The 23722-nt window shown below is 51.1% G+C and carries 23 protein-coding genes and 1 pseudogene; 12 read left to right on the top strand and 12 right to left on the bottom strand.

Annotated elements, in window-relative coordinates:
• The first annotated feature begins 107 nt into the window (after nucleotides 1-107).
• Together K3T82_RS32500 and K3T82_RS32495 are read left to right on the top strand one after the other, a co-directional pair.
• Nucleotides 108-431, top strand: coding sequence for a hypothetical protein (locus K3T82_RS32500; protein ID WP_220197689.1), 324 nt, complete (start codon nucleotides 108-110; stop codon nucleotides 429-431).
• The gene (locus K3T82_RS32495) at nucleotides 428-862 is read left to right on the top strand and encodes a hypothetical protein (protein ID WP_220197688.1); all 435 of its coding nucleotides are present in this window, start codon (nucleotides 428-430) and stop codon (nucleotides 860-862) included. The genes K3T82_RS32500 and K3T82_RS32495 overlap by 4 nt, the downstream gene beginning before the upstream one ends.
• A 181-nt stretch (nucleotides 863-1043) precedes the next feature.
• Here the strand turns inward: K3T82_RS32495 and K3T82_RS32490 are convergent, their stop codons facing one another.
• The 7 genes from K3T82_RS32490 to K3T82_RS32460 all read right to left on the bottom strand — a co-directional run bounded on the left by K3T82_RS32490 (nucleotide 1044) and on the right by K3T82_RS32460 (nucleotide 6783).
• Nucleotides 1044-1283: a carbon storage regulator gene (locus K3T82_RS32490; RefSeq protein WP_220197687.1), complete on the bottom strand. Its 240-nt coding sequence runs from the start codon at nucleotides 1281-1283 to the stop codon at nucleotides 1044-1046.
• Complete coding sequence (locus tag K3T82_RS32485; RefSeq protein ID WP_220197686.1) at nucleotides 1277-2893, bottom strand: hypothetical protein; 1617 nt, start codon at nucleotides 2891-2893, stop codon at nucleotides 1277-1279. Before K3T82_RS32485 ends, K3T82_RS32490 begins: the two co-directional genes overlap by 7 nt.
• 161 nt (nucleotides 2894-3054) lie before the next feature.
• Complete coding sequence (locus tag K3T82_RS32480; RefSeq protein WP_220197685.1) at nucleotides 3055-3426, bottom strand: DUF3846 domain-containing protein; 372 nt, start codon at nucleotides 3424-3426, stop codon at nucleotides 3055-3057.
• Between the two features lie 140 nt (nucleotides 3427-3566).
• Nucleotides 3567-4394, bottom strand: coding sequence for a hypothetical protein (locus K3T82_RS32475; protein WP_220197684.1), 828 nt, complete (start codon nucleotides 4392-4394; stop codon nucleotides 3567-3569).
• Nucleotides 4395-4511: 117 nt separating this feature from the next.
• Nucleotides 4512-4733, bottom strand: a complete 222-nt coding sequence (locus K3T82_RS32470; protein ID WP_220197683.1) for a hypothetical protein — start codon at nucleotides 4731-4733, stop codon at nucleotides 4512-4514.
• Nucleotides 4734-4964: 231 nt separating this feature from the next.
• Nucleotides 4965-5609, bottom strand: coding sequence for a hypothetical protein (locus K3T82_RS32465; RefSeq protein ID WP_220197682.1), 645 nt, complete (start codon nucleotides 5607-5609; stop codon nucleotides 4965-4967).
• 235 nt (nucleotides 5610-5844) lie between these two features.
• A complete protein-coding gene (locus tag K3T82_RS32460) occupies nucleotides 5845-6783 on the bottom strand; it encodes a hypothetical protein (protein WP_220197681.1) in 939 nt (312 codons plus the stop codon).
• Nucleotides 6784-7665: 882 nt separating this feature from the next.
• On the opposite strand from K3T82_RS32460, the gene K3T82_RS32455 reads away from it, so the two are divergent.
• The 5 genes from K3T82_RS32455 (at nucleotide 7666) to K3T82_RS32435 (ending at nucleotide 14281) form a co-directional block, all read left to right on the top strand.
• Nucleotides 7666-10455, top strand: a complete 2790-nt coding sequence (locus K3T82_RS32455; RefSeq protein WP_220197680.1) for a hypothetical protein — start codon at nucleotides 7666-7668, stop codon at nucleotides 10453-10455.
• Between the two features lie 508 nt (nucleotides 10456-10963).
• Nucleotides 10964-11128: a hypothetical protein gene (locus K3T82_RS32450; protein WP_220197679.1), complete on the top strand. Its 165-nt coding sequence runs from the start codon at nucleotides 10964-10966 to the stop codon at nucleotides 11126-11128.
• 36 nt (nucleotides 11129-11164) lie between these two features.
• Entirely contained in the window at nucleotides 11165-11926 is a 762-nt protein-coding gene (locus tag K3T82_RS32445) for a pentapeptide repeat-containing protein (RefSeq protein ID WP_220197678.1), read from the top strand.
• 519 nt (nucleotides 11927-12445) lie between these two features.
• On the top strand, nucleotides 12446-13498 hold the full coding sequence (locus tag K3T82_RS32440) for a HEAT repeat domain-containing protein (RefSeq protein WP_220197677.1): 1053 nt from the start codon (nucleotides 12446-12448) through the stop codon (nucleotides 13496-13498).
• 402 nt (nucleotides 13499-13900) lie between these two features.
• A complete protein-coding gene (locus tag K3T82_RS32435; protein WP_220197676.1) occupies nucleotides 13901-14281 on the top strand; it encodes a hypothetical protein in 381 nt (126 codons plus the stop codon).
• Between the two features lie 53 nt (nucleotides 14282-14334).
• On the opposite strand, the gene K3T82_RS32430 is transcribed toward K3T82_RS32435, so the two are convergent.
• A complete protein-coding gene (locus K3T82_RS32430; protein WP_220197675.1) occupies nucleotides 14335-14607 on the bottom strand; it encodes a hypothetical protein in 273 nt (90 codons plus the stop codon).
• Between the two features lie 254 nt (nucleotides 14608-14861).
• Nucleotides 14862-15812, bottom strand: coding sequence for a HEAT repeat domain-containing protein (locus K3T82_RS32425; RefSeq protein WP_220197674.1), 951 nt, complete (start codon nucleotides 15810-15812; stop codon nucleotides 14862-14864).
• Nucleotides 15813-15835: 23 nt separating this feature from the next.
• On the opposite strand from K3T82_RS32425, the gene K3T82_RS32420 reads away from it, so the two are divergent.
• Nucleotides 15836-16033 carry a hypothetical protein gene (locus tag K3T82_RS32420; protein ID WP_220197673.1) on the top strand — a complete coding sequence of 66 codons (198 nt, stop codon included), beginning with the start codon at nucleotides 15836-15838 and terminating at the stop codon, nucleotides 16031-16033.
• Nucleotides 16034-16132: 99 nt separating this feature from the next.
• Nucleotides 16133-16363, top strand: coding sequence for a hypothetical protein (locus K3T82_RS50275; RefSeq protein ID WP_420799366.1), 231 nt, complete (start codon nucleotides 16133-16135; stop codon nucleotides 16361-16363).
• 308 nt (nucleotides 16364-16671) lie between these two features.
• Here the strand turns inward: K3T82_RS50275 and K3T82_RS32410 are convergent, their stop codons facing one another.
• Together K3T82_RS32410 and K3T82_RS32405 are read right to left on the bottom strand one after the other, a co-directional pair.
• Nucleotides 16672-18312, bottom strand: coding sequence for an IS1634 family transposase (locus K3T82_RS32410; protein WP_220193725.1), 1641 nt, complete (start codon nucleotides 18310-18312; stop codon nucleotides 16672-16674).
• 162 nt (nucleotides 18313-18474) lie between these two features.
• Nucleotides 18475-19041, bottom strand: a complete 567-nt coding sequence (locus K3T82_RS32405; RefSeq protein ID WP_220197672.1) for a hypothetical protein — start codon at nucleotides 19039-19041, stop codon at nucleotides 18475-18477.
• Between the two features lie 764 nt (nucleotides 19042-19805).
• On the opposite strand from K3T82_RS32405, the gene K3T82_RS32400 reads away from it, so the two are divergent.
• The 3 genes from K3T82_RS32400 to K3T82_RS32390 all read left to right on the top strand — a co-directional run bounded on the left by K3T82_RS32400 (nucleotide 19806) and on the right by K3T82_RS32390 (nucleotide 22958).
• Nucleotides 19806-20387: a recombinase family protein gene (locus K3T82_RS32400; protein WP_220197671.1), complete on the top strand. Its 582-nt coding sequence runs from the start codon at nucleotides 19806-19808 to the stop codon at nucleotides 20385-20387.
• A 165-nt stretch (nucleotides 20388-20552) separates the two neighbouring features.
• Nucleotides 20553-21887: an IS4 family transposase gene (locus tag K3T82_RS32395; protein WP_220197670.1), complete on the top strand. Its 1335-nt coding sequence runs from the start codon at nucleotides 20553-20555 to the stop codon at nucleotides 21885-21887.
• A gap of 183 nt (nucleotides 21888-22070) precedes the next feature.
• Nucleotides 22071-22958, top strand: a complete 888-nt coding sequence (locus tag K3T82_RS32390) for an SMI1/KNR4 family protein (RefSeq protein ID WP_220197669.1) — start codon at nucleotides 22071-22073, stop codon at nucleotides 22956-22958.
• Between the two features lie 128 nt (nucleotides 22959-23086).
• Here the strand turns inward: K3T82_RS32390 and K3T82_RS32385 are convergent.
• Nucleotides 23087-23509, bottom strand: a pseudogene (locus tag K3T82_RS32385) (Tn3 family transposase).
• Nucleotides 23510-23722 lie beyond the last annotated feature (213 nt).

The raw sequence follows: 23722 nt of genomic DNA, 5'->3' as shown, positions 1-23722 counted from the left end.
CGACTCCAATCGGTGGTTGGTTCAGCTGTTGTGCGTACGACGTTGCCTGAGAAGTCAGGCGAGGTGCCTACGAGACCTCGTGTCTGCAGGTGGCGTGACGAGAAGATTTGCTCTCTAAACAGTCACGCCACCCGGCATACATGCTCACCATGCGTTACTCGCGCGGTGAGCATGAGGCTCACACCACCCAAGGAAAGGGGGTATCTCACCCGGGCATGGTGCATGGTGCATCGAGTGCTCCAGCAACAGACCCCCTCTCAGACATTGGCCTGATGGGTGGCGCCGCAAGGGAGTTCTCTCCAACAACAGCTGAACAGAAGGGAGATTGGGAAGAAGCGATGGGCTTTACATACGTAGAGGTATCAATGGTGTGGTTGTATGCATACCATCTTTCCGGCGTCCTCAATACGGCGGAGAAGGATACCAATTGAGAGAGGATGATGAGGAGTTGCTCATTGCCTCCCTGCAATTGATCGAGTCAATGACCGGAAACTTGCTGGTTGTATCACTCAACTGTGTGCGTCTCAGGCCTTTTGTGATGAGACGAGCTATCATCGATGATCGTGGGAAAGCGGAAACAGTAACTCACGAAGGACCGAAGCACCTCCTTTTATTTGCGATGCGCATCATACTTATGGGGGTAGTTCACACCAATGGCTATCAAGCTATCGAGTGGCTTCAGGGCCTCATTGGTTGGACTCCTGTGGGTATGACTCTCTCTTGTCTTGAACACCTCCTTCAATACAAATGGGTAGAGCAACGTTTGCCCGATCATGCCTGTAATTGGTTCAGCCGCTATGCGTGCGACATTCCCTACCAAGCCAGACGAGGTACCTACGAGACTCCATACTGTATGGATTGATTCATCACTGTTTAGGCGGCGATCCTCCCCCTCCTGACAGCGACATCGCACCTATATGCAGTGAGTATGAGGCTCACACCGCCTTTGCACTCCATTATTCGGACTCTAAGCGCTGAGCGATACGAGAGAATCTGTCTTACTTCGATGGGTCTTTTACAGCAGCTATACATGAGGAGGATGGCTATGGCTGATGCGTGTCTGAGAGATCTTCAGGTGATGGAGAGAGATGTTCGGTGGGTGGTTGTGTGGCTTCTGGCTGTACTGACGGTAAGCTGCGTGGGAGTTCCTCGCGTACAATCACCACCTCAGGTGGCGCAACAAAGCCCAGTTTGACGCGGTCACCCTCGACCTCAAGGACTCGCACCAGGATAGAGCCCCCAATCACCACCGTTTCACCTTTCTTTCGACGCAGAACTAGCATGCATTTCCTCCTTCTCCTTCGTATTCTGATTCCTTGACAGGATCAAGATCCGCAACAAACATGATCGCATCTGGCGGTAAAAGTGGACCTGATTGCATTACGCCTCCTATACTACTTGGCTGAGGTTCCTGTGCTTGATAGGTGTGTGCCACCGCCTGTTTGATCACGCGGCGCTTGCGTTTCTCGGGTCGGAGCAGAACCACCCATTTGGGCTCATGATAGTGCACCGAGACTTTGCCCTCCTGGCGTGTCCCATCTTTACGCCTGGGATAGGCTCGCACATAGGGATCTATGGTGCGCCGTTCATAGAGCAGATCCTCAGGACGAGCCTCGGCGAGCCAGTTGCCTCGCTTTCCGTGCGCTTGCTCGATGGTCTCAGGCGAGGATGGAACGTCCTGCTGAAGTGAGACCTCATAGCGCAGGTGGGTGTAGGTGCGCGTGTGACTCACCCATTTCTCCTTTGGCTTTCCACAGCCATGTTTACGCGGGACACGCTCTTTGGTTTGGTAAGTTACCTGCTGTACAGGGAAGTCAGGCTCCTGGGGACTGCGTGCATAGCGTTTCTGCATCATGCCGTGCATCATGGCAAGCCACTGCATCCATTCCTGGGCAGTAATGAGATCCAGATCCTGTGGCAAGACCCAGCAATTGAGTTCGCTATCATAGCCAAGCGTCAGTAAAATGGTCGTATCCTCCCCGATGACCTTCATCTGGCAGCGTTGGTGGGCTCGTCCCAGCAACGCATGCATCTGGATCCACGTCTCCAGATCCTGGGATGGATTGAGCACATCATTAATTTCGCGTTCCAGATACCCCGGATGCACAAGCACGGCCTTCACCGTTCCCACCAAGGTTTGCAGTGGCTCCTCATATTCGATCCAGAGGCGCGGCTCCTGCTGGAAGAGATCGCTCACCAATGCTCCATAGTGAGGAAACAGTGCTTCCGGGGTTTCCCATCCCTGTGCGGTACACACATCCTGGTCATAGCGTAGCAGTGCCTGGTGCATAGCGTGCGCCGAGGCACTCACACGCCAGAGCTGCGTATACTCCAGCAAGCGTTTGGCGATTGCCGCAAGTGGTTGAGATGATCGTCGGGGAAAAAGGGTACCTGGATGGAAATGCTCGGTGGAGAGTGTCATGGCATACACATCAATGAAAGGAACCCCCTCGGCAAGGAGCGTCCGAACCGAGGCAAGAAGCGATGATGATTCTTGCACCGGGTCGGATGCTTCATCCTCTGGGATCTCATAGGAAATGAGATGCGGCGTGTGTGTTGTGAGCATCTGTTGACGGCGAGCAGATTGCATGACCTCATAGTCTTTGCTCATTCGCTCTCGCAGTAGCGCATCAAGGATGGCCTCAGGGAGGGTCACAAAGGGCGTATAGGGAAGAAAGACTTGCTCGATGCGTTGCTGGTCAGTTGATGAAGGAATCTCTGTGAGGCTATAGATCACAGCATACTGGTTGCCTTCCGTCATAAAGGTAACCACACTGACCACGCAGCTAAGCGTGGACAGAAGGCGTTCGCAGAAGGTAAAGAGGGTGCGTTGCTCATGCGATGAGGGCACCCGGACGGCGCGATACCAGCCTGGTGACAAGAAAGATGACATACAAGGAAACTCCTTTTCCAGAACAGAACCACACCTGCCACCTCCTCGCACCGGGACGTTCCGTTGCAAACAGGTGGCGGGATGATGGTCATCATTGAGGTTGATGAGGAAGGGCAGAGGAAGGACCAATACAGAGAGGCGCCTGGTCCCACACGGATTCGCTAACGAATCTCTTCACTGCAGCAGAGCAGGGCATCGCCAGCAATCCAATCAACTTCAGTGGTCAGATCCGTTAGAGTCTCACCCGTCCAGATAAGGTGGACCCCGGCCTCTCGCAGGGCTAGCATCTGCGTCACGATCTGGCTGGGTGGAGCAAAGCCCACCAGACGCGTCGCGCGCTCGTTGCGAGGCCTGGGCGCGAACTTGCCCTCATCGTCGATGACAAGGATAAGGGAGGGCGTTGGGAGCTGGCAAATCTCGATGATGTCGCAGGAGAGGAGCGTTCGCAACTGGGGCAGATGAAAATGCTGTCCATTCTCGGGAGCCACCCAACGTATCAATTGCGTTGAGTCGGCAGGAATCAAGAAAGCCATATGTGTTCAACCTTTCGACAAAAATGAAGGGTGAGCCCATCACGCGATGTGATGGGCTCGCCTATGAATGCAAAAGCAGAGGCATGGGAGCAGGAAGCATCTATGGTGGTGATCTGGCATATTCACCAGAGGGCGTCCATTCATTCGAGCGTCCAGCCAGTCATTGCAATGATACGAGGAAGCAGATCCTGCCAGCGGGTATACAAAGGAAAGATGGAAAACGGCATCTGGGTGGGCTGAATAGCTGCCAGCAGAAGGATGAGAGGGAATGGGGACAACCTCAACCTCTGTGGAGGCTGCCAGAGGAACCCCTTCCACTCACCCCCTGGCGCAGGAAGCTCAAAGTGGGCAAGGCATCTAAGGTGCTCAGCAGTCAATGGGTGGCATTCATCTTGCCGAGGGAGAGGAAGCATATGGTGCGCCCAATCCAACTGGATAGCCATAGCGTCAAGCTCACATGGCTCATCCGTGAGGCAGGTCAGTAGATGCTTGCCGATGGCATCCAATGATTGGTCTGTTTCCTGTGATACTTCGAGGAGCGCAAAGAGTGTGCTCTCTTTCCCCATCTCAGGAGGAGTGGAGGCATGTGGCAACGATTGCCAGAAAATCTGGCATCCCAGGGGCCCGGGGTAGACCTTAATGCTCACGATCGCACCCACACATTCAGGGCACTGCCGCCTGGGGAATGCTGGAATGCTTCCATCACGGGGCACCTGCGCATGTAACCGATGCCCGATCTGGACGAGTCGCTCATCTGAGAGATGGAGGGCAACGATGCCATCGGCTTGCCACCAGGCCGAAGCACATGATGGACACCACCACAACAGTTGGCGATCTCCGTAGATCGTCTCAGGACAACGTTGTCGATAGTCTCGCAAGAGTTGGAGGCGTTGCCTCGTCCGAAAATCATCAGCATGCTGAGGCAGGACCCCATTGAAAACATCCTGTAATGATGTTATCCTAAACATATTCACCGTCTTTCGTTCATGCAAAGTGGGCAGAAAGACATGGCACTCATTGTATTGCAGTACAATGGGTGCTTTTTGCTGCCCACGAATAGATGCGGAAGGACGTTCCGCAAACGTTTATCCTAACGCGATATATTGGGACATGACTCCGGTGAGTTGGATCAGGCTCACCCATTCACGCGTGGTGATGGGCCGAAAGGCGAGGTGAGCCTCTCCATAAGCATCTTCTAACAGCAGAGTGAGGACTGGTCCCTGGCGCGTCCACCGAACCTGGGTGATAGGGGAGGCACTAATCCGTGGAATGATCAGTCCATCAGATCCCAGCGCCTGGTTGAGCAAGGAGAGGACCGTTGGCAGATGAATCTGGTCGGCAGAAAGTGGCCTTCTACATGCATGTAAAAGCGAGCCAGAAGATGTGGGGGGATCATAACAACCATTCCTTTCGTGGTGCTGTACACAAGCGAGCGCTCACCCGCCATCATGCGAGCAAGGATGAGCGCCCTGGACACAAAAAGCCCCGGCAGGATCTCTCATCTTCCTGTCGGGGCGGTAAGAAGAGGAGCACAGGCATTATTCGTGAGGAGGAGAGGGGTATAGCGGTCTGGTTTGCCTGTGAGCCTGCGGCCCAGATCCTCGCGATGCACGCCCCGGGTCTCTGCCTTGCAGCCACTGCCAGAAGAGTCGTCCACCAACAAGTAGAAGTGTGATCCAGATGGTCAGCGCCATGCTCGTACACCAGGCAAAGATCCAGAGAGTCTGAGGGAGGAGAATGGCAACAAGCAGGGTCCAGAGCCAACACAGTCCGCCCAGCACCTGAAGCAAGCGCACCTCCTCAATACGCCCACGCAGATACCACCAGAAACCAAGACACGTGAGTAATCCCATCATTTGACTCGGGGTGGGTGACACCTTCCAGAGCACGTACATAGTGATTCCCATCAGCAGCAGATCAATGCTTCCGTGTGCCTCAAGCTTCTCCTCATTGGAAGACGAGAGGCGCAGCCAACACAGTCTTCCTAGCATGATGAGCACGGGCATAAACACTACCAGGGTTATCAGATCGGCAAGGGCAAGCACGAGTTCCAGAAGTGGAACCACAAAGGTGTGACGCATCCCTTCACGAAGGGCCATCGAGAACCACAGGCTGCACCAGATCAGCAGGAGCATGAGCGCAAACCAGTAGCCAACCGGTCGCCTGGATGCCAGATATCTCATACAAACAAATCTCCTTTGGCAGAAAACACAACAACAAGAAACGTCGAAGGTGAGAAACAGCTCTATACGGAGGGGGCTACGACAGCAGTGACGCTGCATACCATTGGCTCCTTTCGGGTAGAAAAAAGCCCTTGCCCCACCGCGCAGAACGCAATGGGAGCAAGGGACTCAGGACACAAAAAACACCAATGGGCGAGGCTGCATGTGCCTCATCCATTGGTGTTTGGTATGAACGTTAGATGGTAAACGACGAGAGGATTAACGCACAAAGTGATGCGAGGTCGACGGACGCTGGTGGCTCAAGTGTGCCTTGGAGCTTGTACCACTGTTCCAGCAGTGTCGTCAGGACCGTCATATGTGACTCGATCTCTATGCGTTGAATAAACAATGTCCAGGTCTCACGCCGCAGGGTCAGAAAACGCCGAGCATGTTGTGATGAGAGGTCCAGTTGCCGCTCCAGGACACGGAGCGTATAGTGAGACTGAAGGTGCGTCTGGGGGACAGGTTTGTTGCTACCAGTGAGAATGAAACGCACCTGCTGACTCTGCCCCAATTGAAGTCCCGCTTGATAGGCATGAGGCACCTGTGCAATCTCATGCTCCAGACGTGCGCTCTCCCGCGCCCATTGCTCTTCCCAGCGAGCATGCATCTCCTGATTGGAGAAGTGGGTCTGCGAGAGTTGCTCCAGCAGAAGCTCACGTTCTTCGATGACGTGAGTAAGACCGTGAAGACAGCGCGGGAGGCATTCCGTATGCAGATGAAACCGGGAACGCAGCGTCTCAAGATAGGAACGATAAGACGCGATGCCATGTTTGACCTGTCTCAAGCGATGTTCCCATTGCCGACGTTCGCCATCCTGCCATCGTTGATGCGCACGCTCTTCCCGTTCGACAAGAGCACGCGTTGGAACGTTTGGGCGTAGATACGTTCCAGTCCCAAGTGCCAGGTTGGCTCTGCCAGTTTCGCACCTCTGGACTGCTTCAGACCAGTGGTGCAGACAGGTGTCCATCACTGTTACTGTATACCCCAGGTCAGTCAAGATAGTGGCTATGGAGACATCTTCCCGCTGAAACTGGTGGTAATGTTCCATGGTCTCCATCATCTCGCGCAGGGTACGTTCGGCAGTACAGATGGTGCCGCAGGGACACTCAGGAGCAGAGGATGCACGACTCATAGGGCTCGATTCCTTTCGCGAACGAACGATGAGGCCGAAAGGAGACAGACCCAACAGACCAGACAACAAAGGTTGCTGGTCCACGGAGAGCCGTACGCTCTGTTTGGGGTGGTTGCACCTCCTTTCGGGCTATCACACACTTCGGACACGTCTTGTCCGAGAAAGATCGCCAGATCCCACATGGTCGGTGGAGTGACTCAACACCTCTCACGTGGAGTGTCACTGGTCCACGGTGTGCCGGAGAGACTCAACAGCACACCGCAGACTCGTGGGTCACCAGAACTGACTCCGCGACGAGAGAGCGGAGCCATGCTCTGGTCGTGACAAGACCCACTTCCTTGTCCTCCCTTGGGGAGCGACAAAGCGGCCCTGAACTCAGCCAGGATCTATTCGTGCCAATGACGAATAGCATATCACTATCCCCAGTTATACCTAAGAAGTGCGTATTCGTCAATATGGGTTTTAACTGTATCCCATATCAAGTCGTGTTATTTTGTATCGCCTCCAGAGCATGGTGTCACACGCAAATGTGACACACACATTACTCCCTTCTCCCCTTCCAGCGGCATGGCAGGCTGCTCGACATACTGAGACCGCAAGACAGAAAATCTCGAACGTTCGAGACATTTTTTACAGGAAAAGGTCCAAAAATGTCTCGAACTATTGGGATGCGTTTTTGTTCCATTTTTGCCCGATTTCTAGTACACTGAAAAGGGAAGCCAGGCGAGCAGCTTCGTGAGAAGAACGGGCTTGCCTGCGACCAATGGATTGGCTTGATTGTGTAAAGAGAGGCGACAAATGTGGATCTGGCAGTGAAGGGGGTGAGGATATCGTGTCTCTCAGAACAGAGTTGTAAAACAGTTTTACAACTGGGAGCGAGAGATGATGCAACGAACACAGACCGCGTTCCATGAAGGAGGGGCCGCTCCCCCTCAGCATGTCATGTCTTCGGCAAGAAGATCTCCTTTTGAAAGTATGCATCTTCCACTGGCACTTCGAGAACGGGTGCGGAGCATCTTTGGCTCGGACCAGGATCGGCGCAGTATCAATGGGGATGCGTTCCTGACCTGCTTTGTGCGCCTGGGACAGATGGAGCGCCTGGTGCTCTCACCTGGACACGCGCCGAGCGAGGTGGTCGTGGTCCAGATTCCAGGTGTGCGTGCGCTCTGTACGAACCCAGTGTATCAATGGCCCTTTTGTTACGAAACCTCAGCCAAGTACATCGCTCTTCTTTGCGCCGCTGGTATCTTTCTCAAACCCAGGCGCAAGCGTGGGACGGGCGTATGCTATTACCTACCTCTGATGAGCATGCCTGGGCTCCATCCTTCGCCAGAACTCATCACGCAATTGCACCAGAGGCGGCGCAAAGTGCGATCCTCTCAGGCGTTGCAGCGTGTGTGTGCGTTGTTAGCAGATGCTGCTCCCATGGAATCAAAGGGGGCTCTCCCTCACCAAGAGAGGTCCATTCCCTCTCGTCATGAGCATCACACAGAGACAACGGACCAGCAGTTGTCTCGAAGGCAAGTCGAGAAGACATCAGAGCAACACAAGGATGAGGAACAAGAGCGCCAAAGCCCATTCCAAGTCAGGGGGATGGACCTCGCACACGCAGTCCATGAGATGGCCCAGGTGATGATGCACACGTATGGTTTCACGGTCCCTGCATCGCTCAAGGCTCAGATGATTCAGATTCTCACAACGCATCTGAGTGGGGATGCATCTTCCTTCACGACAAATTCTCCTGTATCTGAGGAAACGCCGCCCACGCAAGAGCACCAGAAAGAGGATCAACAGCATCAGAAACCACCTGCTCAACGAACACGGACCCAGCGTCAGATCACAACTGGTTTCAGTTCTCTGCAGGATCTGCTCTCTGAAAGACAATTCCAGAGAGAAGGACGACATCGCCATGTGACGAAGAATGGTGCGAACGATCTCCTTCTTTCTTCTGAAGAATCTACCATTTCCCCAAAGAATCTACCATCTTTCGAAAAGTCTACCTTCTCCTCGAAGGGTCTACCATCTTCCGAAAAGTCTGCTATTGCCAGGAGCGTCAAAGGTCTACCATCTTCTGAAAGGTCTGCTTTTGACACAAGAACAAGCCTGCCATCTTCTGAAGGGTCTACCATTTCCGTGAAAGGTCTACCATCCTCTGAAGAGTCTACCATTTCCATGAAGAGTCTACCATCTTCTGAAGAGTCTACCATTCCTGCAAAAAGTCTACCATCTCGCGAAGGGTCTACCATTCCCTCGAAGGGTCTGCCATCGCCTGTTGATGAGTCCCAACGTGCGCGGGCGTATACACACGCGCGCGGTGAATTCACTCTTTCACATAATTCACTACACTCACTCAAAGGGAATACAAGTGAAAATAGTGAAAGTGAAGAAGAAAAGAGGCGCGCGTATACCTTTCACAAAAAGTCTCGTGTTTCTGGAATCAGTGAGATGCCTCTCGCCCACGCATCCATGTCGTCACTCAACAGCATCTCTCCAGAAAGGCAGATGACGCACCAGAGCGAACGACAGACCGATGCCATGACATGGCAGCCTGTCGCAAAAGAGCAGAAAACACCAGGTGAGCTGCTCCCAAAGTCCCATGCATCTGGCAATATGCTAGAGGATGTGACCAAGACATCAGGCTCTCCTCTGCGTCAACATCTGGCTGAAATCGGTGCTGTCTTGCGTGACCTGTCACCAGCCCATCTGCGAGAACTGGCCCAGGACTGCTCCCAACGCTTCAGCCAGAGCAACGAGAAGGCCGGCGTCTATCTCAAACGCCTCCATGAACAGCCTGAGATCCTCCATCTGGCCGCTGTAGATGCGCTGGTACGCACCTGGTTTCCTGATCCTGGACATGAACCCACTCGGCTCAATGCTGGCTGGGTCTTGTCACGCTATCGGGCCTATAGCGAGCAAGGAGAAGAGCCTCCAGCAGACATCTTTGCCTGGGCGCGCTGGGTGATTGAGTTCGGCTTCAATTATGAGGCGCTGGAGATGGTCCTGGAGGCCGCAGCTTGTCAGCAAAACGCCGAGGTGCGGGGATATGTCCGTCCGCTTCCCCATGAGCTCGTGCTCAATGGGGCGTGTCTGGATGCTCTGAGACGGCAACGATTCTGGAACAAGGGAGCAGGTGCAGGCATGCTGGCACACGGGCTGGTCTTTGTGGATCTCGATGGTGCACTCTTCACTCCCCAGGAATATGAACAGTATCGTCGCCAGGTGCTTGAATATGCCCTCGCAGGCCGTCCTGGAGAAGAACCGCTCGATGATGGGGAAATGCACGCCTATCTCGCTTGGCTGGCTCTCCATCCAGAGGCGAGAGAATCACCTGAAGTATCGCTCTCACGGCTTTCGCCTCCTCTCTTCCACCTAGCCTCTCAGCTTGCAGAACAGATCGATCACCAGCGTTTCAAGCTCTGTGCATCCCAGCATCCAGGGACTGGGGAAGAGGTTATCCAAGTGATCGAGCGTCACTCTCCCGACAATGATTGGCTCCTATGGACCCAGGACCATGTCTCGCTTTGGCTTGAAGCCTATCAGGCTCAAGAGTCTGAGAAAGAAAACCACTTCAATGGACACAACGTTACATCCACCAGCAACAATGCACACAATGCCGCAGGGGAAATGAGCCAGACCAATACACCAACACACACGAGACGAGGTGCCATATGAAACCCGCAAAAAATCAGTCGAGCAAGACCCAGAGCAACAAGGATGAGACAACGCAAGAGGAGGTGATTTTAGAGAGACGTATTGGGTTGCGTCTCTTGTGGGGAAGAGAAGAGTGAGCAACTATTCGTGTCTATCCGTACTCAGTATGAGCAAACACCATCATCGAAACCGAAATGAAGGCCCCGCGCTTCGCGGGCATGGTGCAGGCATCTATCGCGGCCTTTCAGCCCTCCGCTTCTCTGACGTTCCCCTTTTCCTACTTTTCTAGAAAGGGCTTCTCTTTCATGAAATGCTTGTTATCAAGGCAATTTATCAAAAAAAGTCTGATGAGTTACAGCTCCCTCAATAGGAGTGCAACGAGTTTCTGGAAGCGGCAGGTTTTAATATCGAGCATTGGCCTGCCGTCTACTGGAGTGTCCCCGGTTCTTTCATAGCCGTCCTCCTTCTTGATGTTGCTGAAGGAATAACTTATACTGCTATATAACACAAGAAAAATAAGAGGAAAACTATGGCAAATGAAGAGCAAATCAAGATATTGCGACAAAGTATTGAAATCTGGAATAAATATAGGCAAGAAGAGCAGTATCAACGTCTGAAAGAAGGGTATAAAAACCGGGATAAGAAAAGTGATGAAGAGCACCTCATGTTTTTGCGGCTGGGCGCCGCATCATAGAAGAAATATATACAACAACGAGAAGAATGGCATGGTATGGACGAGTATTGTGCAGACCTCGATCCCAGGAATGTTCATGATCTTCGCTATGCCAATCTTAGCCATGCTCATCTCAGCAATGCAGATCTCAGCTACACTGATCTCACCAGTGCCAATCTTAGCCATGCTCATCTCAGCAATGCAGATCTCAGCTACACTGATCTCACCAGTGCCAATCTTAGCCATGCTCATCTCAGCAATGCAGATCTCTTCAACGCTGACCTCACTGGTTCCAATCTTAGCTACGCTGATTTGAGCAATACCGATCTCCGCAATGCTGATCTCACTGGCGCTGATCTTACTGGCGCTGATCTTACTGGCGCTCGTCTTGACGATGCTGACCTCAAAGAGACTATGATGAATGGTGCGTCTCTCGTTGAAACCCGGCTCTATGATACTGACCTTACCAATGCCAACCTGAAAAATGCCGACTGCCACAACGCTTCTTTTGGCAATTCCAATCTCAGCAATGCTGATCTTACTAATGTCAACCTTATGTTTGCCACCTTTACTGATTGTTCTCTCTGCCGCGTCAACTTGAGACATGCTGACCTCAGTGCTGCTCTTCTTGTGCATGTCGACCTCACCAATGTTGATCTCAGCGAAGCCTCTTTCAAAGATGCCATATTGTTTAGAACAAACTTCAAAGGGGCAAATCTCACTGCCACACGCATCGGCAATACGACCTTCTCTAACTCCAATTTGCAGCACGCTCAGGGACTCGAAGCAATCATTTCACGAAGCCCCTTCGACACTTGATCTTGATACCTTTGTGCGCTCTGGAGGAGACCTTTCAGAACGTTTTCTCAAACACATTGGTCTCTCTGATGAGATACTTATGACCCGATTTCTTCCCCTACAGAAAATCATCAAGGAGCAAGAATAACTGATTCTGCTGGAACTTGCTCCTACGCAACCTTCTTTCTACAATCGCTTCCCAGTCAGGAGAGACTGCCACAAGTTGTATGACTCCTGCAACCGCAGGCCGTCAAAAAACAAACCACTACACCGCCAAGTATAGCAATACCAACAGGTCCCGCCAGACATCGGTGGCTCATGTACCCACAACGATGAGTGCGAATCCTTGCCACCCGAATGATGCTCTGATCCAGCCCTACTCAGGGCACATGATGTGGCAATTACTCGAGCTCTACTCCAGGCTTTCGCTCTCTGACGCTCAACCGTCTTATAATCAAGCCATGGAACGCTTCCCGATTCAGTAGGAGTGCAGGACGACACGTACATTCTCTCCTATTCGCGAAGAAAGGTAATATATTGATGTTTCAAACAAACATACCTGATGCATTTACATATGCGTCCTGGACTATCTATGGTGTTGAAGACCAGGAAGTAATCTTTAAAAATTTTTTCCAGCGGTGGAAAGGTTTCACACCAGATATTCTTGCCCAAGTGCTTCAAGAGACAAAAGAAGACATGCATGATAAACTGTTTGTGCTCTCGGCACTTAGGTACCTGGCTCCAGCAGAAGCATATACTCTTCTGCTCCCTTTTGTGCACTCACATAAACGAAGTGAGCGGTGGATAAGTACGCTCTCATTAGGCCGTCTTAAAGAACCGATGGCTTTTCCTCTTCTTCAACACCTACTTCTGGAAGAATTGCTCAACCCCAACACGTTAGATAATAAAGGTTTTCAAGATGCCGATTGGTACATGGATCGCCGATTCGAGATCGCGTTACTCCTTGGTGATTGGGGAAATCCAGACGCCATTGCTCCGTTATGCGAAGCTATTCGGCAATGTTGGGCCATGGCAGCCAATCCAGGTGTGTATTTGGGTGTTCCTTCGTTCCCAACAATTGAGGGGTATGATACCACTGCTTCAATATGGTGGGATCCCTTTCTCTCTCGACTTGCCTATGCGCTTGGTCAGCTAGGCGCACGAGAAGCACTTACGAGACTCCCTCTTCCACCAGCTCATTTTCGTCTTGCAAAATTATACTTTCTCTATGGAACTTTAGAGATTAATGAAAATATTTTACGCCATAAAGGATCGGTGTACATTTTTCACCACCCTCTCGTTGCTCAATTGCCCAATGGGACCATAGAGACAAAGTTTTATCCTCTTGCTCAGATAATGCAAGTCTTACAAACTCACTTTGAGCTCTCTGTGGAGGAACAAGATGCCTTTCTTCGTCAAGCTGTCATTGCATACCAGCAAAGAAAATTTGAGCGTTATCCACGTAATATGCCTGGGTATGAAGATCGTTTTCCGCCACTCGTCTATTACCCAGAAGTAGTCTGGCTCGTGGGAAATACATGGAAGGAGTTTACCATAGATGAATTTCTTAATGAAAACAAAAATACAGAATAAAAACCTAATTTAAAGATACCATCTTGCCTGTCAGAGCATGGGAAACGTTTTTCTTCCTCTAAACTGGGGGCCTGAGACCCTTCATTAACTGGTATCTTCTGCATCGCCCTTCAAAGAGACGTTGACTGTATTCAAGCAAGCGAGCGCTTCCGATCCAATACAAGTGACAGTACGCATATGCTCCTTTCAATTTGAGAAGAAAGGCAATCTATCCATGTCCCAAACAGAAATACCCGATGCACTTATACAGGCCAGGGCTTTCCAATTCTAGAAGATGGAAAAGCTCTGCTGTATGGAGAAGGAGCGTGCGTTTGACGAAACTGTGCTATAATAAATTGCCCGTTCGTTTTAGCTCGACAAGGTTGCGTAGAAAAAGAGAGCGCGAACGCGAGGCACCACACTATGATTATTCGTTGCAGTCATCTCCATGAAATTGGTGTGCTGAAGCACTCATGCTGTTTCCATTGTCATGGTCCGGCAGGCTGTGTAATGACGATCCTCCCCGGCGGGCATCAAACCATTTACTGTTGTGCTCGGACTACTCCTTTGACACCGGAAGAGGTAGAAACGATTCTCGCAAATATCCCCCGATGGGAAGCGTTGCTGGTCAATCCAAAGTATCATAGGAGGCTCCGTCAGGAGTATGAAAAGGCTCAAACCAGGCTGCGCTTACTTGAAGATTTGATGCTTGATGCGCAAGTTGAACTTGAACAGGCCGATATTTCCGCGCTTCAAATTCATCTCTCTGTTGACCAGTCCTTGTCCAAGGAGAGTACGGAATAAGGTTTCAGAGGAGGTATCCTCTGGAGCTGAAAAACAGCCAGGGCCTTGCCATTCTAATAAACTGAGCAACAACCGGTGAGCAGGAGGGCAAGAGCTTGGTCGAGATGAGCGCCAAAGTAGCACATCTGTCGAGCGACATTGCGAACGCCCGCTCGATCCATCAGCATTAAGACGGTGCTATTCAGTTGAGCCAGAAGACTGGGAAGAGAGCCTGTGCGTGTTTGGCAGGCATCTTCCCCCAAGCTCACATCTCGGCGATGGTGAAGACGGTTTTCGATAGACCAGTGGTCTCTGACTAGCCGGAGCAGACGTTTTGGTGGACCCACGCAATATGCCTGGATATGAGGAATGTTTTATCTCAATATGTGAGGAGAACGATCCATTTTAATCACAGAAGCCACGGCAGCACACTCCCTTAAAAGAAATGCTATATCCCACTAGGATTATTCATCCCAATTCATGTTTAGCATCACCGTGATCTATGTGCAGGTGCTCTCATCTGCTATGCACTCAAAGCGAAATGGGATAAGTGCGATCGCCGATCTCGACAAGTGCGCAGCATTTTCAATGCGTTTGGTATTTAGCTCTCCCCTCTATCAATATCACCCTCCGATGAGGTTTCATCATCCTCAGAGAACGCTTCCCACCAATACTCTCGCTTTCGATTATCATCATAGCGCGCATCAAGAACTGCTTGACTCTCCTCTGGAGATAAGCCAAACTGAGCCTCAAACACAGACACCACTTCTTGTCTTAAGCTATCATTGATCGTTACTGCTGAGATAATATTGTCGAAACGCTCATCTGCTTTCACATAACCTAACGCAAGATAGAGCATCGCTAAGCGCCTCCGATTTGGTGGCAGATCAATACCATGCAATGCTCCAAGTGCTCCGCGCCTTCCAAGGGCATAGCACAAGGCATCGTGGGTATGGAACTCACTCTCACCCGGTTGATAGAGCTTATCTTGTTCCCAGATCCGAATAAATGCTTGTCTGAGAATCGGCGTCATCGAGTCTGGACCCCAGGTCGCCAGGACCATTGAGAGCACACTACGATATGCCATATACCACACCACTGACTCTGACACATAGTGACCGCTAGATGGATCCAATGGGGGATCTTGAAGCAAGTATTCTTCCAAGACAGGAAGGGCTCTTTCGTCTTTTCTCAGTCCCAGACAACAGGCTGCCGCGCACCGTTCTAACAGATCGGGACTCTGCAACAGTAGGGCAAGCAGATCACTGGCCTGAGCAAGCGGTCCGCTTCCAATCGCAAAGATGGCAATTAACTTATCCCCTCCTTTGCCTTCATGGAAGACGCGAAGAAAGGTGGCATCATCCAAGCCTCCCCAGCGTTGCTCAAAGGATATCACGGCCTCTTGCATCAATATTGGATACGGACGATCATCTTCATCATCGATATTTCGGTCATCATAGGTCACCGCGACAAACGCTCGTGCTATATGGAGCGGATAGCGCGGGTAGAGATAGCCTTCATCGGCAAAAATCAACCCATTTGGTAACGCCATGTGCTTCTTCTGCTACCTTTCTCATGCCCAAAGTGTTTCTCGACGAGTCTGCATTTTATCTGCTTGCGCATGCGGCGCGAACCTCTACTCCGGTTGGGAAAACACCGGTCTTCTCGCTTCCACTCACTCGTGACCACGTCTCAGCGATTGGAGCCATGACACTTGATGGACGGCTGTTCATGCAGACGCAGAGCACCACTCCTACAAAAGTCCCGATGTGATGAGCTTTCTCAATATGCTCTTGCGAAAAATCAAGGGCAACTTGCCTGTCATGCGGGGATGGAGCAAGCATTCACCGTTCCCAAATCATCAAGGACTTTTTGGCGCATGGGGCTACCAAGCGCATTCACCTGGAAGGCTTGCCCAGCTATACCCCAGAACTCAACGCCCTCTTGGGCGTGTGGAATTTGCTCAAACGCCGAGAACTCAAAAATGCCTGTTGTCAGACCCTTCAACAGCGCGACCGCGAACTCCTGCTTGCTCGGGCTCGTCTCAGGCATCGCCGATCCATCCTTCATCAATGCTTTACTCACACTTTGGGCAACGTTTAATTAACTATGCTGTGATCAATAATATTATGTATTATCAATGGGATGGTTTTAGCTTCTCAGTAGCACAAAGTAGACAGATACGCGCTATCACAGCACTAAAGAAAGTACTACAGAGACAGGCGGGAACTTAGGGATACCAACTAGATTAGCAATAGAGTTGTACAGGAAGGACGCGAGGCAGCAACAATGATTATTCCCCGTATTATCCCCATTAAAAAGGCTTATATTGGCTTTTTAAGCTGATGGAAGGCATTTTGACTTTTCTCCATTTTGTACAAAATGGGACTTGAGACCCACATTCCGCAGTTTTAATCTGAAAAAAAATAGAATTGTTGAGAGGCAGGCCCCAATAAAGAAAGGATCTGATGATGCAATGGTTGCAAGCGGAGGACAAGCGATTGCGTGGTGGCTGCGGTGCGGATGTGCAACAATTCAACGCCTTCAAAGCATTGGAAGACCCAGCGCATCGTCGGTCGAGCCGTGGGCTTGTTGACTTGATTGGGGATAGTTTGCCCAGTTGCCTCTAATTGCTCACGCAAGCGATGTTCCGCCAGACGGTACACCAACAAGGCAAGCACCATGATCAAGCTCAGGGCCACGATGCGTTCTGGCTTTTTCACAAAAACCGAGGACGCCAGGAACAAGGGATCTTTCAGGAACCGGAAGCCCCGTTCGACGCTTCCCTGTTCCAGATACAGGTTGATCAACGCATCGTTGGATATCTCGGCTTCATCCACCACATTGCTGGCAATGACAAAGCAGGCTTTGCGCTGGGCGAAGGCCAACAGTTTGCTTTCGTTGAGGAGAACCTGGGGCGTGACACTCCAACGCACCCCGCTTGGCTGCGCATTGCGTGCAGGACGGCCTCGTCCTTCAAAAACCGCCTGGCTCTTCAGTTCCATCGAGGCATCCAGCCACTGCGGCAGCCCTTTGAGACTTTGTTCCCAGGCCTGTTGCGCATCCTCTCGGCAGGCAAATGCCTTCGTGCTCACATGCCACACCTTCTTGCTCCACATTTCCAGTTGCTTGTCGGCCTGCTTGCGCGCCGTCTGCAACGCTCGCTTGATCCCAGCATCACTGCGAACGATGATCCACCGCTCAGGCCCCTGAGGCAGATCCATGTGCTGCACGACCAGGTGACGAATTCCATCGGCACTGGGTTGCCACGCCTCCTCGTCTTGCATCACGGCGGCTTTGGCTTCTTTGCTCGTTTCGGGGACGCGACTGACCCACCGTACCCCAGTTTGATTGAGCTGGCGCATGTTCTCTGCACTGTAGAGGCCACTATCGGCCACGTAGAGCGGGTTTTCCTCGGGTTCTGTCTCTTGCAATTGGGCATGCAGGTCGGCAATCACCTTGATCAGGCTCTCTTTATCGCTGCGGTTGCCCGAAAGCGGCTGCAAAAAGAGCGGAATATCCCCTTGATGGGTGGTCGCCAGAGCCAGCATCCACTGTTTGAGATCTTCGCGATGATCGCGCGAGTAGCCATAGGTGACTGCAATGACGTGCTCATGTTCCTGCTCGGTTTCATAGGCTCCATTCACCGAAAACGAGGTCGTATCCACATGCACGTGCTGGGCTGTTATCCCAAAACGTTGCCGGGCCTGATGGGCAATGCCAGCGAACACCGTGGTCACATCGTGCTCATAGAGCCAATCAAGGGTACGTCCCAGGCAATCATCATTGAGCATGTCCGCGCTGATGCCGGCTCCCAAGAGGTGCGCGACCGGTTTATTTTCGAAGAATTGTGGCACCAGATAGAGCTGACGATTGGCAAAGCCCAATCCATTGAGAATCATGGCGACAGTGGAGGTCCCGTAACTCACTGCGCGCTGTTGGTTGGGTTCCAAGGCATCCAACCACTGCGCCAAGCCCAATTCCTGGCACACGCCCGCCACAATGCCCAAATGGTCCAAACGTTCGTTCTGGTAATCCTCAGCTCGTTGCATGCTTTTTCTACTCCTTGCGCGTTCTGAGATTACCTTATCCAATTTCAGTTTTCCTGTCAATTACCCTGCGGAATGTGGGTTGAGAGACCAGAAGCAAGCAGACAATACACTCTGCATAATAGAGCATCTCCTTTCATCGATATGAGCTAGATGGTTGTTCTATCATACATAAGAAAGATGAGGTGCATATTGTTGGAGATAGGTGCTGAATGTGCCGTTTTCCAGGTCTTTTTTGGGCATTAGAGCCATTAAAGGGATAGAATATGCTCGCCGTAGTACTTCGGCTTTGGTTGTTAATAGAGAGCAACGCTCAATAATTGCCAAGTGCTGTTGTTTGCCTTCGAGAAATTTGATGTTTGTTGTGGCAGGGATTCGGAGAATAAAGGAGGTGCTCGTACGAAAGCGGGATAATCTGACTATCCGTTCAATATTCTCCCAGGGAGTATAGATTCGGTAATAGCCAGGGTTTGTGTAGGTGACACCTTCTGGCGAGAGCTCAAGGCGCGTATTCCATAGAGGAATGGTTCCATAGGCAAAAAAAAGCACGAGACCCAGGCCACATAGCCAGCCAAAGAGCCCTTCGAAGGAATGGGTTTGTAACATCTCTACAAGCAACATTGCAAGACAAAATCCCGAGAAAGCCAATGGGATATAAATAAAACAGAGTAAGGATCTTATCAGTATGTTATAGTAATATACCTTCGTTTGGAGTTGAACAGCATCTTTCATGCGTTGACATCCTTGCTTTATTTAGAGTTACTGATAGTATCATACGTATGTTTGGGAGGCAAAACAAATTCTGGCATTTTTCTTAGCCTCCTCCTCTGTCTTTCCCCTGCTGACAGCCTCATTGCGTAGCATTTCATCACGCGCACATGCCACGTAATGGCCCTAAGAGGCTAAATGGAGCGTTTCCTATGCGGATGTAGCGCAACATCCACGCTGTAACAGGACCTTAAAATCGTGCATCAAGGACAAATAACAATATATTTGTGATATGTAAGGGTAAAGAGGGCATAATAAAAGCTCCTGGTAGAAAAGATGGTGTTCTTCCAGTTTTTCGAGAAAAGTGAGGCCCTCTCCATACAAGCAGTCTGCCAACACCACCTCAAACTGAAATCCCCAAGCGATGGGTTCTTCAACGAGTGGTAAATTAACTGAAGGGAGGAATTTGCACCGAAGGATAGAACTTGGCGCTTCGATGCTAGGAAAAACCACTCCATATCGGCCTAGCTACGTTTTTTCCCCTCTAAATTACTCTAAGGAGTTCAAAAGACAACATAGGGGAAATATCTTTCCTCTCTGCGAATACTTTGCGATATGTCTCAGAAAACGTTCGTTTTTGAGACATATCGCATTGCTTTTTTCAAGTCGCGGCGCATCACCTCTGCGAGCGTGAGGTTCTCTCTTGACGAATCTCATAACTTATCTCATAATCAAAATCTCAAAACATCACATGATTGATGGGAAAACTGAGACAAAAGGAAGAGATTATGAAGATTGGATATGTTCGTGTCTCCAAGCAGGAACAAAACGAGGAATTGCAAATCGACGCTCTCAAAGAAACTGGCTGCCAGAAGTGGTTTACGGACAAGATGACCGGATCAAAAGCAGAACGAAAGGGATTAAACGAAGCGTTGGAGTATCTGCAACCTGGTGACACCTTCATGGTGTGGAAATTAGATCGAGCAGGGCGTTCGCTCCCGCATTTACTGGAACTGCTCAAGGATCTAGAGGCACGGAGTATTGAGTTTGTCAGCATCACCGAGCAGATTGACACGACCACTCCTGGCGGCAAACTCATCTTTCATCTGATGGGAGCCCTGGCAGAATTTGAGCGTGATCTCATTCGAGAGCGCACCAATGCCGGATTAACGGCAGCCAGAGCCAGAGGGCGCGTCGGTGGACGACCACGAAAGCTTAAAACGAATGGAAAAATGGCTTTAGCTCGTCAGATGTTCGTTGAACAGAGTCATTCCATCCCAGAAATCTGTGCAACGCTTGGGATCTCTCGTGCCACATTGTATCGGTATCTCAAAGAGATGAAAGAGGAAACACCAGAAACACACCCTTAGCGGAAGAAATCAAGGCCTTTTCTCTGCTTGCTCCCCCTTAGCGGAATTTTGAGGGGTTTTATGTCGGGGCCCCATACGCATTAAGTTAGGAAAAACTGGCAACTGAAAGCTCCTTGAGAGAAGATGAGGGTCGATCAAACTCTCATCGATCAAGGAGCGAGCCTGATGACCAGCGTAACACAGTGTGAAGCCATGTTGAACCACGTCTTGAACGAACGAGCCAATGTGCTGGCGAGAGAAACCGGCTTTGTCAAACGCGAGCGCAAGCTGACGGGAGCCAGCTTTGTGCAAGTGATGGCGTTGGGCCATCTGCATCAGCCAGAGGCCACACTGGATCAGCTGACCCAGGATGCCCAGGTGTGTGGCATACAGATCAGCGCTCCAGGACTGCATCAACGCTGCACAGAAAGTGCCGCGACGTTCCTGCAAGCTGTGCTCACGGAGTTGATAGAGCAGGTGGTCACGGTCAAAGCCGTCCCGGTGGCCTTGTTCAAGCGTTTTAAGCAGGTCATCATCGAGGATGCTTCGACGATTGTTTTGCCCGCGGCTCTGGCTGAACGATGGCAGGGGTGCGGGGGCAGCAGCCCAGGCTCGACAGAGCACACGGCCTCCGCGCTCAAACTGCATGTGCGTCTGGATCTCAAACGAGGTCAGCTTATCGGCCCGCACTTGTCTGCCGGACGGGTGCATGAACTGCACGGGCCACTGCGAGAGCAGCTGCTTTCGGCAGGCAGTTTGTATGTGGCTGACCGTGGCTATTGGAGCCTCTCTCGCTTGCGGGAGTTGTCCGAGCAAGGCGTGCGCTTCTGCCAGCACCCAAAGGCCAACACCGTCTTCTACGACCGACAGGGAAAGCGCATCGATCTGGAAACGGCGCTGCCACGAACCATTGGGCAGGTCAAGGTCATGCACGTCTCGCTGGGAAAACAAGACCGCTTACCAGTGCGCCTGCTCATGGTGCGCATTCCAAAGGAAGTAGTTGAGCAGCGTCGTGAGCGCTTGAGTGAAGAGGCTCGTGATAAAGGCAAAGAGGTGAGTGAGCAGCAATGGAAGCTGGCAGAGTGGACCCTGGTGGTCACCAATGCTGCCGCCAAGCATATTAGCGTGGAGCAAGCCCTTATCCTGCTACGCGAACGCTGGCTCATCGAACTGCTCTTCAAACTCTGGAAGAGTCAAGGTCAGATCGATGCCTGGCGCTCGCAACTGCCCTGGCAGGCATTGTGCGAATTGTATGCCAAACTGATCGCGGTCGTGCTTCAACACTGGCTCCTTTTGTTTGGGTGCTGGCACAATCCCTGGCGTAGCCTGGTCAAAGCCTCCGCCGTAGTCCGTGCTTTGGCTCTGGACTTGTTGGAAGTCCTCTCTGGCATCTCTCGCTTGCACCTAATAGTTTGCAAATTGCGCCGCAGGATGCAATCGGGCTGTCGGCTCAATCGACGAGCCGCTGAACCCTGCCTAGCTCAGGTGCTCCTCGAAGGGCTCGATTGGCTCTTAACTTAATGCGTATGGGGGTTTTATGTCGGGGCCCCAATATGCCATAATCGTCGAAACATCATCGAAGACATCCAGAAGCTGTGCGGAAGAGACCGTCAACGAAATCAGAGCGAGACGCGTGCGCACACAATGACAGAAATAGGATCTCTTTTTGATGTCTCTATGCATTTCCATAAAGAGGAGTCTTTTATGGTAGAAGAACAAAACATGAATAGCCCTTTCACTCGGGAACCCATCAACGAAACGACACGAAGGTATCTTGTGAATATTGGCGGAGAAGGAAGGCTAGATGGAGGTCAATCGTTAAGGCCTCGCAAAGATGATGGTTTTCCTCTGAGAGGGGATACATCATTTCCCCTCTGGGAACGCATTCTTGCGTGGTGTCGCTACGCCAATTGGTTTGGTCCAGATTATCATAAAGGCAGATATGCAGGACATTACTATATGGATGGACATTTGCAAAGTCGTGTCTGTCTTCATAATCCACGTGAAGGGTTTGAATTTGCCCCTGTAACTGAACAAGAACTTCTTCACGTTGAAGAAGCTTTCGGCTTCGTTCATCCTCCTCTGCTTCGCGATCTCTATCTGCACATTGCTAATGGGGGCTTTGGACCGGGAACTGGGCTCATTGGCATCCCTGGAGGCTTTTGTTACTGGCTCTGGCGAGATCTCCGCTATGATAGGCTCATGAAAGAGCATTTGCTTGAAAAATGTACACCTATCCATGGAGAAGGGTTTTGTGAGCGAACGTGGCCCGAACTATTTGCACCTATCCCCTTTGATTTGGAAGCATACGAGCGCTCTCACCATCAACCCAACCGCGTTTCCCTTGTTAGGGGAGAATGGCCTACCTGTTTTTTAAATATTTCTGAATCGGAGGGTGATGGATCATACTATGTGCATGCCAAAACAGGGCATGTCTATCTTGTCGACAATAGTTTTGATAAGGCTCCTCTGCGTGACGGGCAAGAGGTTGTATACGAATTGCATCGGCAAGCAGATTCTCTGGAAGAATGGTTCGAGCGGTGGCTTAATGGTGAGCTGAAAGATCTCTTTTTTCATGAGAACGATATTTAGCTCGCAAAAGGGCTCCTAGAGCCTAGACCTGAATAGTAATACGGATGAGACGTTGATCATAGTAGCGATACACAAGCCTTCCTCAATGGGATACAAAGTGTCGTTCAAAAGAGAGTAGCACGCGCGTGCTACTCTCTACTGGGAATCCAGTCGGTAACTTGTCCTTCCATAAGAGCCAGGCGGAGTGGTCTCAGGTTCGTTAAAGAGTAAGTGGACTGGTTGGTAAAGGAGTATTGTCCGATGAGATTGATATGTTCCCATCCTAGCGGCGTGATATGAGGAAGGTATTCTTCTGCAATCTGCTCCCCTCGCTGCCTTAGTTCACCCACGGCCGCTTGCAGATAGGCTGCGTTCCATGTCGCAATAGCTGCCATAAGCAAATGAAGGCAACTGGCACGATGCATCTGGTCCTCAAACGCTCGATCCCAGAGTTATCCATGTTTGCCAGAAAAGAGCTGGCGAGCCAGGGAGTGCAGTGCTTCACCTTTGTTCAACCCAACCAGAATACGACGACGGAGTGACTCATAGAGTAGCCCTGTGAGAAGAGGCAAACTGAGGTGAATCTGTACAATACCTTGGTGCGTTCGACATCATCCGTTTGATTGTGGGACCTCAATCTGTTGAATCTCCAACTATTGACTTTGTATAGTGTCTATACTATCGGATGCTTAATACTCTACGCTTCTATTGCCATTTCGCCTTTCACTAAACGATCTGGAGTTTCTGGCCCCAAGAAAAGATGCTTGGAAAGAGAATGAGAGGAG

The organism is Ktedonospora formicarum, assembly GCF_016587355.1.
GTDB lineage: Bacteria > Chloroflexota > Ktedonobacteria > Ktedonobacterales > Ktedonobacteraceae > Ktedonobacter > Ktedonobacter formicarum.
Note: the sequence above shows the minus strand (reverse complement) of the source record. Positions and strands in the feature narration are given on the sequence as shown.